Source organism: Trinickia mobilis, from assembly GCF_017315705.1.
In the GTDB taxonomy this organism is placed as follows: Bacteria; Pseudomonadota; Gammaproteobacteria; order Burkholderiales; family Burkholderiaceae; genus Trinickia_A; species Trinickia_A mobilis.
This window is the reverse complement of the sequence record NZ_JAFLRF010000009.1, coordinates 175,127-190,912: the sequence shown is the minus strand read 5'-3', so window position 1 is coordinate 190,912 and position 15,786 is coordinate 175,127. Positions and strand designations below refer to the sequence as shown.

At 65.3% G+C, this 15,786-nt stretch carries 15 protein-coding genes; 9 read left to right on the top strand and 6 right to left on the bottom strand.

Translation table 11 applies throughout. From position 1 onward, the window contains the following. Positions 1 to 18 precede the first annotated feature (18 nt). From J3489_RS15130 to pyrF, 4 genes are all read left to right on the top strand, one after another. Positions 19 to 819 (top strand): SDR family NAD(P)-dependent oxidoreductase, encoded by an 801-nt coding sequence (locus J3489_RS15130; protein WP_206999295.1) that lies wholly within the window; start codon positions 19 to 21, stop codon positions 817 to 819. Continuing rightward, positions 810 to 1,712 (top strand): SMP-30/gluconolactonase/LRE family protein, encoded by a 903-nt coding sequence (locus tag J3489_RS15125; RefSeq protein ID WP_206999294.1) that lies wholly within the window; start codon positions 810 to 812, stop codon positions 1,710 to 1,712. The genes J3489_RS15130 and J3489_RS15125 overlap by 10 nt, the downstream gene beginning before the upstream one ends. 171 nt (positions 1,713 to 1,883) lie before the next feature. Continuing rightward, a complete protein-coding gene (locus J3489_RS15120) occupies positions 1,884 to 2,942 on the top strand; it encodes an aldose 1-epimerase (RefSeq protein ID WP_206999292.1) in 1,059 nt (352 codons plus the stop codon). A gap of 176 nt (positions 2,943 to 3,118) precedes the next feature. Next, positions 3,119 to 3,943 carry an orotidine-5'-phosphate decarboxylase gene (gene pyrF / locus J3489_RS15115; RefSeq protein WP_206999290.1) on the top strand — a complete coding sequence of 275 codons (825 nt, stop codon included), beginning with the start codon at positions 3,119 to 3,121 and terminating at the stop codon, positions 3,941 to 3,943. 6 nt (positions 3,944 to 3,949) lie between these two features. On the opposite strand, the gene J3489_RS15110 is transcribed toward pyrF, so the two are convergent. From J3489_RS15110 to thiL, 3 genes are read right to left on the bottom strand one after another with little or no spacing between them, the layout of a single operon-like run. Further along, complete coding sequence (locus J3489_RS15110) at positions 3,950 to 4,450, bottom strand: CinA family protein (RefSeq protein ID WP_206999288.1); 501 nt, start codon at positions 4,448 to 4,450, stop codon at positions 3,950 to 3,952. 25 nt (positions 4,451 to 4,475) lie between these two features. Beyond that, positions 4,476 to 5,012, bottom strand: coding sequence for a phosphatidylglycerophosphatase A family protein (locus tag J3489_RS15105; RefSeq protein ID WP_206999286.1), 537 nt, complete (start codon positions 5,010 to 5,012; stop codon positions 4,476 to 4,478). Then, positions 5,002 to 6,027, bottom strand: a complete 1,026-nt coding sequence (thiL, locus tag J3489_RS15100; RefSeq protein ID WP_206999284.1) for a thiamine-phosphate kinase — start codon at positions 6,025 to 6,027, stop codon at positions 5,002 to 5,004. The genes J3489_RS15105 and thiL overlap by 11 nt, the downstream gene beginning before the upstream one ends. Positions 6,028 to 6,245: 218 nt before the next feature. Between thiL and J3489_RS15095 the strand changes: the two genes are divergently transcribed. From J3489_RS15095 to J3489_RS15085, 3 genes are all read left to right on the top strand, one after another. After that, on the top strand, positions 6,246 to 8,543 hold the full coding sequence (locus J3489_RS15095) for an NADP-dependent malic enzyme (protein ID WP_206999282.1): 2,298 nt from the start codon (positions 6,246 to 6,248) through the stop codon (positions 8,541 to 8,543). A gap of 355 nt (positions 8,544 to 8,898) precedes the next feature. Next, positions 8,899 to 9,333, top strand: a complete 435-nt coding sequence (locus J3489_RS15090; protein ID WP_206999281.1) for a ribonuclease — start codon at positions 8,899 to 8,901, stop codon at positions 9,331 to 9,333. Between the two features lie 16 nt (positions 9,334 to 9,349). Continuing rightward, positions 9,350 to 9,910, top strand: coding sequence for a barstar family protein (locus J3489_RS15085; protein ID WP_206999279.1), 561 nt, complete (start codon positions 9,350 to 9,352; stop codon positions 9,908 to 9,910). A 122-nt stretch (positions 9,911 to 10,032) separates the two neighbouring features. Here the strand turns inward: J3489_RS15085 and J3489_RS15080 are convergent, their stop codons facing one another. After that, a complete protein-coding gene (locus J3489_RS15080; RefSeq protein ID WP_206999277.1) occupies positions 10,033 to 10,773 on the bottom strand; it encodes a 16S rRNA (uracil(1498)-N(3))-methyltransferase in 741 nt (246 codons plus the stop codon). A gap of 21 nt (positions 10,774 to 10,794) precedes the next feature. After that, complete coding sequence (locus J3489_RS15075) at positions 10,795 to 11,211, bottom strand: VOC family protein (RefSeq protein WP_206999275.1); 417 nt, start codon at positions 11,209 to 11,211, stop codon at positions 10,795 to 10,797. A 475-nt stretch (positions 11,212 to 11,686) separates the two neighbouring features. Here J3489_RS15075 and tkt point away from each other — a divergent pair, with 475 nt between their 5' ends. Both tkt and gap read left to right on the top strand, forming a co-directional pair. Then, a complete protein-coding gene (gene tkt / locus J3489_RS15070; RefSeq protein WP_206999272.1) occupies positions 11,687 to 13,717 on the top strand; it encodes a transketolase in 2,031 nt (676 codons plus the stop codon). Between the two features lie 104 nt (positions 13,718 to 13,821). Continuing rightward, complete coding sequence (gene gap / locus J3489_RS15065) at positions 13,822 to 14,832, top strand: type I glyceraldehyde-3-phosphate dehydrogenase (RefSeq protein WP_206999270.1); 1,011 nt, start codon at positions 13,822 to 13,824, stop codon at positions 14,830 to 14,832. A 167-nt stretch (positions 14,833 to 14,999) separates the two neighbouring features. Here the strand turns inward: gap and J3489_RS15060 are convergent, their stop codons facing one another. After that, complete coding sequence (locus J3489_RS15060; protein WP_206999268.1) at positions 15,000 to 15,740, bottom strand: FadR/GntR family transcriptional regulator; 741 nt, start codon at positions 15,738 to 15,740, stop codon at positions 15,000 to 15,002. Positions 15,741 to 15,786: the final 46 nt, after the last annotated feature.

Below are 15,786 nucleotides of genomic sequence, written 5' to 3'. Positions count from 1 at the left end.
CGATAGGGAGCCAGAACGATGACGTCTCCTGCCAACTCGGCCGACGCCCACGCCGGCGGGGCTTACGCGCGCTATCCGAGCCTTGCCGGCCGCACGGTGCTGATTACCGGCGGCGCGACAGGCATCGGCGCGTCGTTCGTCGAGCATTTCGCGGCGCAAGGCGCGCGCGTGGCGTTCTTCGATATCGACGTGCCGGCGGGCGAGGCGCTCGCAGACCAGCTCGGCGATTCGCGCCACGCGCCGCTCTTTCTCGCGTGCGACCTCACCGACATCGACGCGCTCAGAAAAGCGATCGCCGACGTGAAGAGCGCGCTCGGCCCGATCTCCGTGTTGGTCAACAACGCGGCGAACGACAAACGCCACTCGATCGCCGAAGTCACGCCCGAGTCGTTCGACGCGGGCATCGCGGTCAATCTGCGGCATCAATTCTTCGCGGCGCAGGCGGTCGCGGAAGACATGAAGCAGATGGGCGGCGGCTCGATCATCAACCTGGGTTCGATCAGCTGGATGCTCAAGAACGGCAACATGCCCGTGTACGTCACGTCGAAGGCGGCGATAGCGGGGCTCACGCGCGGTCTCGCGCGCGACCTCGGCCCGTTCGGGATTCGCGTGAATACGCTGCTGCCGGGCTGGGTGATGACGGAGAAGCAAAAGCGCTTGTGGCTCGACGAAGCGGGCCTGCGCGCGCTGAAAGCGGGGCAGTGCCTCGAGGGTGAGCTGCTGCCGGAAGACCTCGCGCGGATGGCGCTCTTTCTCGCCGCCGACGACAGCCGCATGGTGACCGCGCAGGATTTCATCGTCGACGGAGGATGGGCTTGAACATGCCGGCAAACGAAGCTGCGCTCGCCGTCGATGCCCAATGCGTGCTCGGCGAAGGCGCGACGTGGTGTCCGCGCAGCGGGCAACTCTATTGGACGGACATCGAAGGCGCCCGCCTGTGGCGCTATTCCCCGGTCCTGGGCGACAGCCGCTCGTGGGCGATGCCGGAGCGGCTCGCGACGTTCGCGCTGACCGCCGATCCGCAGCGCCTGCTGCTCGGGTTGGCGACGCATCTCGCATTCTTCGATCTGACGACGGGGGTAACGCAATCCATCGTCGACGTCGAGCCCGGCTTGAACACGCGCGTCAACGATGGCCGCTGCGACCGCCAGGGGCGCTTCGTGTTCGGCACCAAAGACGAGGGCGAGCCCGCGCGGCCGGTCGGCGGTTTCTACCGGCTGAATCGCGATCTGTCGCTTGAACGCCTGCCGCTGCCGGCGCCCGCGATTTCGAACAGCATCGCGTTCAGCCCCGACGGCGCGACGCTGTACTACTGCGATTCGCCCACTCGCGAGATTCGCGCCTGCGACTACTTCGCGGACGGCCGCATCGCCGGCGACCGCGTCTTTACGCGGCTTGCTGATGCGGACGGCGAGCCCGACGGCTCGACCGTCGACGCCGACGGCGGCCTCTGGAACGCCCAGTGGGGCGGCGCGCGCATCGTGCGCTACGGTGCGGACGGCGTGGAAACCGAGCGCGTGAGTGTGTCGTCGATACAACCAAGCTGCGTTGCGCTAGGCGGCGCGGGGCTCGATACGTTATACATTACGACAGCGCGGATCGGGCTCGCCGGCCGCGCGCTCTCGCAGGACCCGTACGCAGGCGGCGTATTTGCCGCAAGCGTCGCGCGGCGAGGCTTGCCGGAACCGCTGTTCCTCGGCGAGCCTGCCTAGGCAAGGCCAGCAGGATTCGACGCCCCGCAGCTGGACGCCGGATCTCGCGTTTTCCCAGCCGTTTGCAGCATGCAACATGACAATTCCAGCGGCGGCGCCCATAGCCGCCCGATAGCGCCTCAAGTCATCCGGTCTGCACGACGACGTCTACGCCTCTCGATGGAGCGAACCATGACCGCTGCGAATGTTGATGTCGCACCCGTATCACCTTCCGAATCGCGTCGCGCCAAACTGGCGGGGCTGACCCAACCCGTACGTCCCGGGCCGAGCACCTCTGCCGTTGCGCGCGGCGCGGCGGCGTCGGCCAACGCGGAGCTCGTCACGCTCGCCAACGCGGATTTGCGGCTCGACCTCGCGCCGGGCCTCGGCGGCGGGATCGCGCGCTTCGACTGGCGCGACGACGACGGGGTGCTGATCCCGATCTTCCGCCGCTGCGAGACGGTGCGGGCGAATACCGATCCGAACGCGCTCGCTTGCTATCCGCTCCTGCCTTATTCGAACCGGATCGGCGGCGGCCGCTTCCGGTTTGCGGGGCGCGACGTGCAGGTGAGCGCCAATCGCGCGACCGAAGCGTGCCCGATTCACGGCGACGGCTGGCTCGCGCACTGGCGGCTCGAACAAAGCGACGACGCGAGCGCGCGGCTCACGCTCGACCGCAGCCGCGGCAAGCCCTATGCGTATCGCGCGGCGCAGACCTGCTCGCTCGACGGCCCGACGCTCACCGTCACGCTCGTAATCGAAAATGCGGGGCGCGAGCGGCTGCCGTTCGGTCTCGGCCTCCATCCGTTTCTGGTCCGCGACGAGGACACCGAGCTGTCCGCCGGTGCGGCCGGCCTCTGGCTCTCGGGCGACGACTGGCTGCCGGTGCGCCGAGTGCCGGCGCCGCCCGCCTGGCAGTTCGGCGTCGCGTATCCGCTGCCTGCAGCGATGGTGAACCACGCGTTCACCGGCTGGAGCGGCTATACGTCGGTCGTGTGGCCGAAGCGCCGGCTGTCGCTCACGATCGCGGCGAACACCGATTACTACGTGCTGTACACGCCGCCGGGAGAGGATTTCTTCTGCTTCGAGCCGGTCGACCATCCGATCAACGCGGTAAACCTGCCCGGCGGCGCCGCGGCGAACGGCATGACCGAACTGGCGCCGGGCGAGCAGCTCGTCAGGCAGTTCAGCTTTACGGTCGAGCGCATGGGCGTGCGCGCGAGCGCCGATGGGCGCGGCGCGCGGCGCTGAACCGACGTGCGGCCGGCGTGCGTGCCGGCCGCTGCGCAGCGACGCGGCGTTGCAGTCGTGCTGACACGCTGTGCAAGAGCGCGTACTGCGAGCACGGCGGCCGCATCGGCGACGGCTTGCACGCCGCCCGCCTGCGGGCCAGATAAAATACGGCCTCTTCCGTTACCGGCACCGTCATGTCTTCCACCCCTTCTTTTATCGATTCGCTGAAGAGCGCCTGGCAGCGCACCCACTCGCTGCTGTGCGTCGGCCTCGACCCGGAGCCGGCCAAGTTTCCCGGCTCGCTGGCGAACCGCCCGGACGCGATCTTCGATTTCTGCCGCGCGATCGTCGATGCAACGGCGCAGTACGCGAGCGCGTTCAAGCCACAGATCGCCTACTTCGCGGCGCATCGCGCCGAGGATCAGCTCGAAGCGCTGATCGCGCACATTCATGAGCGGCACCCCGGACTGCCGGTGATCCTCGATGCGAAGCGCGGCGATATCGGCAGCACCGCCGAGCAGTACGCGCGCGAAGCGTTCGTGCGCTACGGCGCCGACGCGGTGACGGTGAATCCGTACATGGGTTTCGATTCGGTCGAGCCCTATCTCGCGCATGCCGGCAAAGGCGTGATCGTGCTGTGCCGCACGTCGAACCCCGGCGGCTCGGACCTGCAGTTCCTGGAGACGGGCGGCCGTCCGCTCTATCAGGTCGTCGCGCAGCTCGCGGCCGATAAATGGAACGCGAACGGACAGCTTGGGCTCGTCGTCGGCGCAACCTTTCCGAAGGAAATCGAAATCGTGCGGCAGATCGTCGGCGACATGCCGCTTCTGATTCCCGGCATCGGCGCGCAGGGCGGCGACGTCGAGGCGACGGTGCGCGCCGGCCGTACGGCGGCGGGCACGGGGATGATGATCAACTCGTCGCGCGCGATTCTCTACGCGGGCAAAGGCGACGATTTCGCGGCCGCCGCCGCGCGCGCGGCGCAGGAGACGCGCGACAGGATCAACGCGTATCGGTAACGCGTTTCAGCGCTCTTTTTCGTCGAGCAGCGTCAGCAAGCCGCGCAAGGAATGCGCGGCGGCCTGCACGCGAATCTGCTCGCGGTCGCCTTTGAACACGAGCGTCTCGACGGCGGTGTGCAAGCGATTGCTCCACGCGAACACGACCATGCCCACGGGCTTTTCCTTCGTCCCGCCGCCCGGCCCGGCGATGCCGGTGATCGCCAGCGACACCTGCGCGCGGCTGTTGCGCAGCGCGCCTTCGGCCATCGCCCGCGCGACCGGCTCGCTGACGGCGCCGTGCTTGTCGAGCATGTCGGCGGGCACGCCGATCGTCTCGTGCTTCGCCTGATTCGAATACGTGACGAAGCCGCGCTCGAACCAGCCGCTGCTGCCGGAAATATCGGTGATCGCCGTTGCCACCATGCCGCCCGTGCACGATTCGGCGGTAACGAGCGTCAGGCGTTCGTCGCGCAGCTTGTTGCCCACGCGAATGGCGAGTTGATGGACGACGGAATCAGTTGGCATTGCAAAACCCGAAAACGTGTTGGGATCAGATGGTCATGCGCCACAGGGCGATGACGAGCAACGTAAAGAACGCCGCCACCAGATCGTCGAACATGATGCCAAAGCCACCTTTCAATCGGCGGTCGAAGTAGCGGATGGGCGGCGGTTTGAGCATGTCGAAGAAGCGGAAGACGACGAACGCCCAGAGCTGGCCCGTGAAGGTCTCGGGGGTGACGAAGAGGAGCACGAGCCAGAACGCGACGATTTCGTCCCAGACCACCGGCGACGGATCGTCGGTGCCGAGCTTTTTCGCGGTGAAGCCGGTGATCCAGCAGCCCGCGACGAAACCGACGACGATCAGCACGGCCCAGTCGACGACGGTCAGATGGCGGCTCAGCACCGCGAACGACGCCCATGCGAGCAGTGTGCCGACCGTGCCCGGCATGATCGGCGACAAGCCGCTGCCGAAGCCGAGCGAGACGATGTGGAACGGATGCGTGAGCATGAAGCGCGAGGTCGCGCGCCGAGGTTGGGACGCGCGCGGTGCCTCGCCGGCGCCGCCGAGCGTGGGGTCAGTCTGCATTGAAATGATCGAAGCCTTGCAACGTCAGGGAAAGCGGGGCGCCTGCCGAGTCGTGCCAGGCAATCGCAGGGCGGTCCGCCGGAGCTTGCAAAGCGCTTATTGTACCGATGCGTGTCAGCGGCACGTTCACTTGGGTGCTGATCGCTTCGATCGCATCTCGGTTCGCGGCGGGGGCGCTGAAGCAGAGTTCGTAGTCGTCGCCGCCGGTGAGCGTGCAGCGGCGCTGCACGTCGGCGGGCAGCCGGCGTAGCGCGGCGGAGCGGGGCACGGCGTCCGCGTTGACCGAGGCGCTCGCGCGCGAGCGTTCGAGGATGTGCAGCAAATCGCCTGCGAGGCCGTCGGAGATATCGAGCGCCGCGCGCGCGACGCCGCGCAGGCCGATGCCGAGCGCGACGCGCGGCTCCGGGCGTTCGAGCGCGTGACGAAAGGCGGCGGCATCGCGGGCTGCGTCGTCCCCCGCCACGGACCATTCGCCGCGCGCCACGCCCAACCCGGCGCGCGCATCGCCTAGCGTGCCCGAGACCCAGATGTCGTCGCCGTCGCGCGCCGCGTCTCTGCGCAGCGCGGCGTCCGGCGGCACGTCGCCGAACACGGTCACGCACAGATTGAGCGGCCCGCGGGTCGTATCGCCGCCGACCAGCTCGCAATCGAAACGCTCGGCCAGCTCGAACAAGCCGTCGCTGAACGCGGCGAGCCATGCCTCGCGCGCGTGCGGCAGCGCGATTGCGAGCGTGAAGGCGCGCGGCTTCGCGCCCATTGCGGCGAGATCAGACAAATTCACGGCAAGCGTCTTGTGCCCGAGCGCATGCGGATCGATATCGGCAAAGAAATGCCGGCCTTCGACGAGCATGTCCGTCGATATCGCCAGCATCTGGCCGGCGCGCGGCGCGATCAGTGCACAGTCGTCACCGATGCCGAGGGCCGCGCCTTCGGCATCGCCCGCCGGACGGTTGCGCGCGCGGCGCTCGAAAAATCGCTCGATCAGCGAGAACTCGGAAAGGGAAGTCTGGCTCACGGGAGTGGTTCGAAGGCAACCGTTGAAGGGCGTTGAAAAAACAAGGCGCTGACCGCGAACGGCGCGCCGAGGCAATGGCTGAGACCGACCGCTCGAGTCTGGCCTTGGCCATATTTCAGTCGCAGCAGTTGTACCCGAATTGAAGGAATTGGCCCGGGGATTGGCGCTACAATGCGACCGAATAGCTATTCTAATCCGCCCTCAAGACCGACCGCCTCATGTCAACCAATCCCGCCAAATCCAAACTCCGCGAAGCCGCTCTCGATTATCACGAGTTCCCGACCCCGGGGAAGATCGCGATCGCGCCGACCAAGCAGATGATCAACCAGCGCGATCTCGCGCTCGCTTATTCGCCGGGCGTCGCGTTTGCCTGCGAGGAGATCGTCGAGAACCCCCTGAACGCGGCGCGCTTCACGGCGCGCAGCAATCTCGTCGGCGTGGTGACGAACGGCACCGCGGTGCTCGGTCTCGGCAACATCGGGCCGCTCGCGTCGAAGCCGGTGATGGAAGGCAAGGCGGTGCTGTTCAAGAAGTTCGCCGGCATCGACGTGTTCGACATCGAGCTCAACGAGTCCGACCCGCACAAGCTCGTCGACGTGATTGCCGCGCTCGAACCGACCTTCGGCGGCATCAACCTCGAAGACATCAAGGCGCCGGACTGCTTCATCGTCGAGCGTGAATGCCGCAAGCGGATGAAGATCCCGGTCTTCCACGACGACCAGCACGGCACGGCGATCGTCGTCGCGGCGGCGGTGACGAACGGCCTGAAGGTGGTCGGCAAGGACATCCGCGAAGTGAAGCTCGTTGCATCGGGCGCAGGTGCGGCCGCGCTCGCGTGTCTCGACTTGCTCGTAAGCCTCGGCCTGCCGCTCGAGAACATCACCGTGACGGACCTGGCGGGCGTGGTCTACAAGGGCCGCACCGAGCTGATGGACCCGGACAAGGAGCGCTTCGCTCGCGAAACCGGCGCCCGCACGCTGGCCGAAGCCATGCCGGGGGCGGACGTTTTCCTGGGGCTGTCGGCGGGCGGCGTGCTGAAACCCGAGATGGTCAAGGAAATGGCGGCCAAGCCGCTGATCCTCGCGCTCGCAAACCCCACGCCGGAAATCCTGCCGGAAGTCGCGCTCGAAGTGCGCCCGGACGCCGTGCTCGCGACCGGCCGCACCGACTATCCGAACCAGGTCAACAACGTCCTGTGCTTTCCGTTCATCTTCCGCGGCGCGCTCGATGCGGGCGCGTCCACGATCACGCGTGAAATGGAAATCGCGGCGGTCAACGCGATCGCCGACCTCGCGCGGCAGGAGCAAAGCGACATTGTTGCGACTGCTTACGGCATTCAGGATCTGTCTTTTGGCCCTGAGTATCTGATTCCGAAGCCGTTCGACCCGCGCTTGATCGTCAAGATCGCGCCGGCGGTTGCCCAGGCGGCGATGGATTCGGGCGTCGCGACGCGCCCGATCGAAGACATGGAGGCGTACAAGGTCCACCTCCAGCAGTTCGTCTATCACAGCGGCACGACGATGAAGCCGATCTTCCAGCAGGCGCGCAACGTCGCGCCGGAGAAGAAGCGCGTCGTGTTCGCCGAGGGCGAGGAAGAGCGCGTGCTGCGCGCGGTGCAGATCGCCGTCGATGAAAAGCTCGCGACGCCGATCCTGATCGGCCGCCCGGCGGTGATCGAGCACCGCATCGAGCGCTATGGCCTGCGTTTGACGCCGGGGGTCGACTTCACGGTCGTCAACACCGAGCACGACGAACGCTACAAGGATTTCTGGCAGACCTACGCGAAGATGATGGCGCGCAAGGGCATCAGCGAGCGCCTCGCGCGCGTCGAAATGCGCCGCCGCACGACGCTGATCGGCGCGATGCTCGTAGAGAAGGGCGAAGCCGACGGCATGATTTGCGGCACGGTCTCCACGCCGCACCGGCACCTGCACTTCATCAACCAGGTGATCGGCAAGCGCGAAGGCTGCAAGGTGTTCGCAGCGATGAACGGTCTCGTGCTGCCGGGCCGCCAGATCTTCCTGGCCGATACGCACGTCAACGTCGACCCGACACCCGAAGAACTCGCGGAAATCACGCTGATGGCGGCCGAAGAAGTGCGCCGCTTCGGCATCGAGCCGAAGATCGCGCTGCTCTCGCATTCGAACTTCGGCACGAGCAATGCGCCCTGCGCTCAGAAGATGCGCGACACGCTGGCACTCCTGAGAGAGCGTGCGCCCGACTTGCAAATCGACGGCGAAATGCACGGTGACGTTGCGCTCGACGCGAACCTGCGCAAGGAAGTGCTGCCCGAGTCGACGCTCGAAGGTGATGCGAACCTCTTGATCCTGCCGAACATCGACGCAGCGAACATTTCGTACAACCTGCTGAAGACGGCGGCCGGCAACAACATCGCGATCGGGCCGATCCTGCTTGGCGCCGCCAAGCCGGTGCACGTGCTGACCGAGTCTGCGACGGTGCGCCGCATCGTCAACATGACGGCGCTGCTCGTGGCTGACGTGAGCGCCGCGCGCTAAACAAAAAGCCAAGCTAAAAAAACGGCGTGCCCGCAATGGGCACGCCGTGGAGCATATTGGGGACTGCTGCTCCTAATTGAGTCATACCAACGGCGTACGTTTTGCAAAAAGCAAAAAGACGAGGAGGCAATTGCTCGTCACAAGCGAACACCGTCATCGTCATTTTATCTCGGTCAGGATAAAAAAATCCTGATCGACCACTCGGTTGGGTGCGTAAAACTGTCGCACCGGCGGCTCTCGCCATGGCCGCAAAACCTTTCGTTTCAATGACAAACGTTGCTTCCGGGTGCCATTAGCGATAACCTTACGTCTTTCGTGGTCGTCAACTTCATCCAATCAGCGGGAACTCTGGTTCATGGCACGCAAGTGGCTCCGCAACGGCGCGCTCGCGGCCGTCCTCGCGATCGGCAGTCTTGGAAGTATCGGCATTGTCACCGGGGGCTTCGTCCCCGACGCATTCGCACGCGACTATTCGAAGTCCGGTTCACCGGCCGGGCAGGTTGAGGTCACGATCGCGGCAGGGCAATTACCGCCCGAAGCCGCCAGAACGTTGAACTTGATCGCAGCCGGCGGACCTTATCCGTATCCGAAAGATGGCGTCGTATTCGGCAACTTCGAGCGGTTGCTGCCACGGCAGCCGCGCGGCTATTACCACGAATACACTGTTCCTACGCCGCGTGCGAAGAATCGCGGCGCCCGCCGCATTGTCTGCGGGGGACCGCCGAGGCAGGTCGACAATTGTTTCTATACTGACGACCACTACAACAGTTTTAAACGCATTGTTGAATGACATTGGGATGAACGGCATGAGCGACAACATCTACGCGCACGACCCCGCGGTCGCGACGGATCTTTTCGCGGCCGGCGACGGCAATCTTTTCCAGCGCGTCATGCAGATGCGCATGGCCGAGCACGGCCAGACTGCCTCTCACGAAGCCAGCCCCGGGCTTTCATCGAAAGAGGAGCCTATGAGTCTTTTCAAGACGGTGCGGCCGAATATCGTGCAGTCGATTCGCGCGTTTCGCGTGCAGGATCTGCACGACGAAGCGCTCCAGCTTCAGCAGCATTTTCTGTATGCGTACTGCGGTAGTGCACAGACGAAGCAGGAAGTGCTGGAAACGATCGCAACGTCGTTTCTGTTTCCGAAGCATTTCGGCAAGAACTACGACGCGCTGTACGACTGCTTGACCGATCTGGTGCAGAAGGCGGGTTCGCAGCCGGGTTTCGTGATCGTGCTCGAGGCGTTGCCGATCGCGCAGAAGTTCGACAAGGAAGGCCGCGAAACGCTGCTCGACGTGTTTCGGGAAGGGGCGGAGTTCTGGGCTGAGCGCAAAGTCGCGTTCCGCGTTTTCTATTCGTTTGCGTGATCGTTTTCCAGCCGGGCGCTGCGCGTTGTCCCGGCTGTCATCGATCGAAGACAAAGAAAGGCCCGCCGGTTGTGCGGGCCTTTTGCATTGATGCGCTTCTTTTAGAAGGACTGTTCTGGTTCTTACCAGCCGCCCCATCGCGCCGCCAGTGCCGCCAATACCGCGATGCCGGCCGTTTCCGTGCGCAGCACGCGCGGGCCGAGCCCTAACGGCAGGAAGCCCTGGGCGGCCGCCGCGTCTTCTTCGGAGGGCGTCAGGCCGCCTTCGGGTCCGATCAGCAAAGTCACGTTCCCTGGCGGCGCGTTGTCGGGCAGTGCGGCGAACGGGACGCTCGCGCGCGGCGACAGCATCAGGCGCAAGTCGCCGTTCTCTGGCCGCTCGGGCAGGCTTGCGAGCCACGCTTCGAGTTCGATAGGCGCTGCCACTTCCGGCAGCCGGTTGCGCCCGCATTGCTCGCACGACGCACGCACGATCCCTTGCCAATGCGCGTGGCGGCGTTGCGCGCGATCGCCCGTGAGACGCACGACGCTGCGCGCCGCCGCCAGCGGCACGAATCCTGACGCTCCCAGCTCCACGGCTTTTTCGATCAGCCAGTCCATCTTGTCGCCGCCGGCGATGCCTTGGGCGAGCGTGATGCGATAGGGCGGCTCGGCCTCGACTTCGGCAAACTCGCCGATTTCAACGAGCGCGTGACGCTTGCCGATATCGGCGAGCCGTGCGGCGTTCTGGCCGCCGCGTCCGTTGAAGACCACGAGCGCGTCGCCGACCTGCAAACGCAGTACCTGCACATGACGCGCGACCTCGTCGGACAGCGTGACGACATCGCCGGGCGCATAGTTCAAATCGATAAAGAAACGGGGCATGACGATAGTAGGTTCGGCGGTTCAGGTCGACAGGTGGCGGGCGAGCGCCCAACGGTATCCGTCGAGGTCTTCGACCTGCGCGAAGCGGTCGCCCCAGAACTGGTCCTGCGGCGCCGAGAGCGACTTCGCCCCCGCGGCTACCGCGCGCGCGTGCACTTCGTCGACGTCGTGAACGTACAGATAAAACGACTGGGGCGCGATCGCGCCGGCGTTCTTCGGCGTCTTCGCCGTCGAGCCGAACGCGCCCTCGGGCGCGAACATCACGATCAACTGTCCTTGGTAGGTCATCTCGGCGTGCATGATGACGCCGTCGTCCTGCACGCTGTCGCGCAGCTCGAAGCCGAACGCCGCTTCGAAGAACGAGATGGAAGTGCGCGCATTGTTCACCGTCAGGTAGGGCGTCAACCATGAAACGTTGGCTGGTCGCGGGGCGGTCATGCGTTTCTCCTGTGTCGGCCAGAGTTAGCGCTTTAGCGCTTACTCTGGGCCCATGCAACGCGGTCGGCCAGAGTTAGCGCTTTAGCGCTTACTCTGGGCCCATGCAGCACACGGGCAATGGGGTGAAGTTGGATTGGAGCCGGCGCGAAGCGTTCGATTCTCGTTGCCGGCAATGCGGGCAATGCCGGCGGTGATGCCACGGCGGCGCTGAAAAATCGGTCCCGATCGCCCGATTATAAAAGCGCGGGCCGCGCCTTTGCGCAAGGCCCATGGCGGGATCGCGCGGCGGGGGGCGAAGCCCGCCATCTGCTAGAATGACAGGCTTTGCAGCCTTGTCCGTTTGCTCTGCCGCTTGGGCACGTTCCGCCGCCGTTCGCTGCCAAAGAGGGCGCGCCCGAATTGGCGAAAGCCGCTGAAAAACGAGCAACCGGTCCGCCGCCCGCCCCGCTTTTTGGACTCGTTCTCCGGACTCGACATGACGACCCCGTCTCCCGCCCCGATCTTCCTGATGGCCAACGCGATCCGCGCGCTCGCCATGGATGCCGTTCAACAAGCGAACTCCGGCCACCCCGGCATGCCGATGGGCATGGCTGAAATCGGGGTTGCGCTGTGGTCGCGCCATCTGCGCCATAACCCGGCCAACCCGCAATGGGCCGAACGCGACCGCTTCGTGCTGTCGAACGGCCACGGCTCGATGCTGCTGTACTCGCTGCTCCATCTGACCGGCTACGATCTGCCCCTCGTCGAGCTGAAGAATTTCCGCCAGCTCCACTCGAAGACGCCGGGCCATCCCGAATACGGCATCACGCCGGGCGTCGAGACGACCACGGGCCCGCTGGGCCAAGGTCTCGCGAACGCCGTCGGCATGGCGCTCGCCGAGGCGCTGCTCGCCGCCGAGTTCAACAAGGCCGATGCGAAGATCGTCGATCACCACACCTACGTGTTCGTCGGCGACGGCTGTCTGATGGAAGGCATCTCGCATGAAGCCTGCTCGTTCGCGGGCACGCTGAAGCTGAACAAGCTGATCGCCCTCTACGACGACAACGGCATCTCGATCGACGGCGACGTCGTCAACTGGTTCCACGACGACACGCCGAAGCGCTTCGAAGCCTACGGCTGGAACGTGATTCGAGATGTCGACGGCCACAACGTCGATGCGGTCGACGCGGCCATCGCCCAAGCGAAGCTCGCCGACAAACCGACGCTGATCTGCTGCAAGACGGTGATCGGCAAGGGCTCGCCGAACAAGGCCGGCGGCCACGACGTGCACGGCGCGGCGCTTGGCGCTGCAGAAGTCGCCGCGACGCGCGAGGCGCTCGGCTGGAAGTGGGGGCCGTTCGTCATCCCGCAGGAAGTCTACGCAGCGTGGGACGCGAAGGAAGCGGGCGCGAAGCGCGAAGGGGAGTGGAATACGGCGTTCGCGCAATACCGCGCGAAGTATCCGGCCGAAGCGGCCGAGTTCGAGCGCCGCGCCTCGAAGAAGCTGCCCGCTGATTGGGCACAAAAGGCGCAAGCGATCATCGACGGCGCGAACGAGCGCGGCGAGACCGTCGCCACGCGCAAGGCCTCGCAGCAGGCGATCGAAGGTCTCGCGGCAGTGCTGCCCGAACTGCTCGGCGGCTCGGCCGACCTGACCGGCTCGAATCTCACCAACTGGAAGGTCTCGAAGCCGGTACGCGCGGCGAAGCCTGGCGAGACCGGCATCCAGTGGGGCAACCACATCAACTACGGCGTGCGCGAATTCGGCATGAGCGCAGCCATCAACGGCATCGCGGTGCATGGCGGCTACAAGGTGTTCGGCGGCACGTTCCTGACGTTCTCCGACTACAGCCGCAACGCGCTGCGCGTCGCCGCGTTGATGAAGTCGCCGTCGATCTTCGTGTTCACGCACGATTCGATTGGCCTCGGCGAAGACGGCCCGACGCACCAGTCGATCGAGCACGTCGCCAGCCTGCGTCTGATTCCGCACCTGCAAGTGTGGCGTCCGTCTGATACTGTCGAAACGGCGGTGGCCTGGACCCAGGCGGTCGAGCACCACGGCCCGTCGTGCCTGATCTTCAGCCGCCAGAACCTCGCGTTCGCACCGCGCACCGACACGCAGATCGCCAACATCGCGAAGGGCGGCTACGTGCTGCGCGACTGGAACGACGATGTCCCGGCCCGCAAGCTCATCCTGATCGCGACCGGCTCCGAAGTCGAACTCGCGCTGAACGCGATCGAGCCGCTTGCGCGCGAAGGCATTGCGGCGCGCGTCGTGTCGATGCCGTCGACCAACGTCTTCGACAAGCAAGACGCCGAGTACCGCGAGCGCGTGCTGCCCACGGGCGTGCGCCGTGTCGCGATCGAAGCGGGCGTGACGGACTTCTGGCGCAAGTACGTGGGCCTGGAAGGCGGCGTGGTCGGCATCGACACGTTCGGCGAATCGGCCCCGGCCGGTGTGTTGTTCAAACATTTCGGCTTTACCGTCGAACACGTGGTCGCGACGGCGAAGGCCACGCTCGCCTGACGAAGCACGAATGGCGTTCGCTCGAGAGCTGCATGCCCCGCGCCTCGAACGAACGCCCAGCAGGCAAGCGACAAGTTTTTTCAGCCAGGTATCAGGAGATAAACATGACGATTCGCGTTGCAATCAACGGCTATGGCCGGATCGGCCGCAACACGCTGCGCGCTTTCTATGAAAACGGCAAGAAGCACGACATCGAGTTCGTTGCGATCAACGACCTCGGCGATGCGAAGACCAACGCCCACCTGACGCAATACGACACCGCGCACGGCAAGTTCCCGGGCAAGGTCGCGGTCGACGGCGACTACCTCGTCGTGAACGGCGACAAGATCCGCGTGCTGGCGAACCGCAATCCGGCCGAACTGCCGTGGGGCGACCTGGGCGTCGACGTGGTGATGGAGTGCACGGGCTTCTTCACGACGAAAGAAAAGGCGAGCGCGCACATCAAGGGCGGCGCGAAGAAGGTCATCATCTCGGCGCCGGGCGGCAAGGATGTCGACGCGACCATCGTCTACGGCGTGAACCACCACACGCTGAAGAAAGACCACACGGTGATCTCGAACGCCTCGTGCACGACGAACTGCCTGGCGCCGCTCGTCAAGCCGCTGAACGACAAGATCGGCCTCGAAACCGGCCTGATGACGACGATCCACGCGTACACGAACGACCAGGTGCTGACCGACGTCTATCACGAAGACCTGCGCCGCGCTCGCTCGGCGACGCACAGCCAGATCCCGACGAAGACGGGAGCCGCATCGGCGGTCGGCCTCGTGCTGCCGGAGCTGAACGGCAAGCTCGACGGCTACGCGATCCGCGTCCCGACGATCAACGTGTCGATCGTCGACCTGTCGTTCATCGCCAAGCGCGATACGACCGTCGACGAAGTCAACGCGATCATGAAGGAAGCGTCGGAAGGCGCGCTCAAGGGCATCCTCGGCTACAACTCGGCGCCGCTCGTGTCGATCGACTTCAACCACAACCCGGCTTCGTCGACGTTCGATGCGACGCTGACGAAGGTGTCGGGCCGTCTCGTGAAAGTGTCGAGCTGGTACGACAACGAGTGGGGCTTCTCGAACCGCATGCTCGATACGGCCGTCGCGCTCGCGAACGCGCAGTAAGCGGCGATCGCCCTTAGTTCCGGCGTCGGCTCTCGGCACGTCGCGCTGCGCCGGCGCAAAAAAACCGCTCCTCGGAGCGGTTTTTTTATGTCGGCCCGAGCTAGCGCTTCAGCACTGACTTGCGGGTCCCATGCAACGCTGCGCGCGGCGTTTTTTTCCAAAGTCGATCAGCGCGAAGCCGAAGCCGATATCAGCGATTCGCCGTTCGTCTCGGCCGATCGCGGCGGCGTCGGAAAATGCACACCCGCGCGCTGCGCCGCCGCTGCGATATGCGCTTCGATCGCGCGCCCGGCGCCCTCGCTATCGCGCGCTTTCAGCGCGTCGAGAATCGCGCGATGCTCGTGGTACGTCGACAGCAGCAGCTCGCGCTGATAGAACGGCAGGCGCTGGCTTTCCTTCATGATCTCGGCGCTGCCGCGCAGCACCGTATCGATCGCCGAATTGCCCGCGATCCCGATGATGCGCATATGGAACTCGAAGTCGAGCTGCGAGGCTTCGTCTAAGTCGCCGTTCGTGAGCGCGGCGTGCAGCGCATCCATGTTTTCATCGAACCAGGCGATGTCGGCATCGCTGATCGCGAGCGCGGCCATGCGCGCGGCAAAGCCTTCGAGCGCGTAGCGCATCTGGTACGTGTCGGGCAGCGACGACTGATCGGCGAAACGCCAAGCATGGCCGTTCATCGCCTTCGCGCTTTCCACATAGACACCCTTGCCGGCGCGGATCGTCAGCATGCCGAGCGCTTCGAGCGTCGATAGCGCTTCGCGCAGCGATGCGCGGCTGATCTCCAGCTCTTCCGACAATTGCCGCTGCGCCGGCAGCAGGCTGCCGACCGGATAGATCCCGGACTCGATGCGCTCGCGGATCGTCGCGGTGGCGGCGTCGGTGACGGTATGCATGACGTTCTTCATCTGGCAAAAACTCCAACTGGTCTGACCACCATTGTAGTCGTCCGCC

Bases quoted from the DNA above. Each gene is read 5' to 3' on its own strand.
- J3489_RS15095 (WP_206999282.1), top strand. From the start codon at position 6,246: ATGTCAACCAATCCCGCCAAATCCAAACTCCGCGAAGCCGCTCTCGAT.
- gap (WP_206999270.1), top strand. From the start codon at position 13,822: ATGACGATTCGCGTTGCAATCAACGGCTATGGCCGGATCGGCCGCAAC.
- pyrF (WP_206999290.1), top strand. From the start codon at position 3,119: ATGTCTTCCACCCCTTCTTTTATCGATTCGCTGAAGAGCGCCTGGCAG.
- J3489_RS15130 (WP_206999295.1), top strand. From the start codon at position 19: ATGACGTCTCCTGCCAACTCGGCCGACGCCCACGCCGGCGGGGCTTAC.
- tkt (WP_206999272.1), top strand. From the start codon at position 11,687: ATGACGACCCCGTCTCCCGCCCCGATCTTCCTGATGGCCAACGCGATC.
- J3489_RS15125 (WP_206999294.1), top strand. From the start codon at position 810: ATGGGCTTGAACATGCCGGCAAACGAAGCTGCGCTCGCCGTCGATGCC.
- J3489_RS15085 (WP_206999279.1), top strand. From the start codon at position 9,350: ATGAGCGACAACATCTACGCGCACGACCCCGCGGTCGCGACGGATCTT.
- J3489_RS15060 (WP_206999268.1), bottom strand. From the start codon at position 15,740: ATGAAGAACGTCATGCATACCGTCACCGACGCCGCCACCGCGACGATC.
- J3489_RS15090 (WP_206999281.1), top strand. From the start codon at position 8,899: ATGGCACGCAAGTGGCTCCGCAACGGCGCGCTCGCGGCCGTCCTCGCG.
- J3489_RS15080 (WP_206999277.1), bottom strand. From the start codon at position 10,773: ATGCCCCGTTTCTTTATCGATTTGAACTATGCGCCCGGCGATGTCGTC.
- J3489_RS15105 (WP_206999286.1), bottom strand. From the start codon at position 5,012: ATGCAGACTGACCCCACGCTCGGCGGCGCCGGCGAGGCACCGCGCGCG.
- J3489_RS15075 (WP_206999275.1), bottom strand. From the start codon at position 11,211: ATGACCGCCCCGCGACCAGCCAACGTTTCATGGTTGACGCCCTACCTG.
- J3489_RS15120 (WP_206999292.1), top strand. From the start codon at position 1,884: ATGACCGCTGCGAATGTTGATGTCGCACCCGTATCACCTTCCGAATCG.
- J3489_RS15110 (WP_206999288.1), bottom strand. From the start codon at position 4,450: ATGCCAACTGATTCCGTCGTCCATCAACTCGCCATTCGCGTGGGCAAC.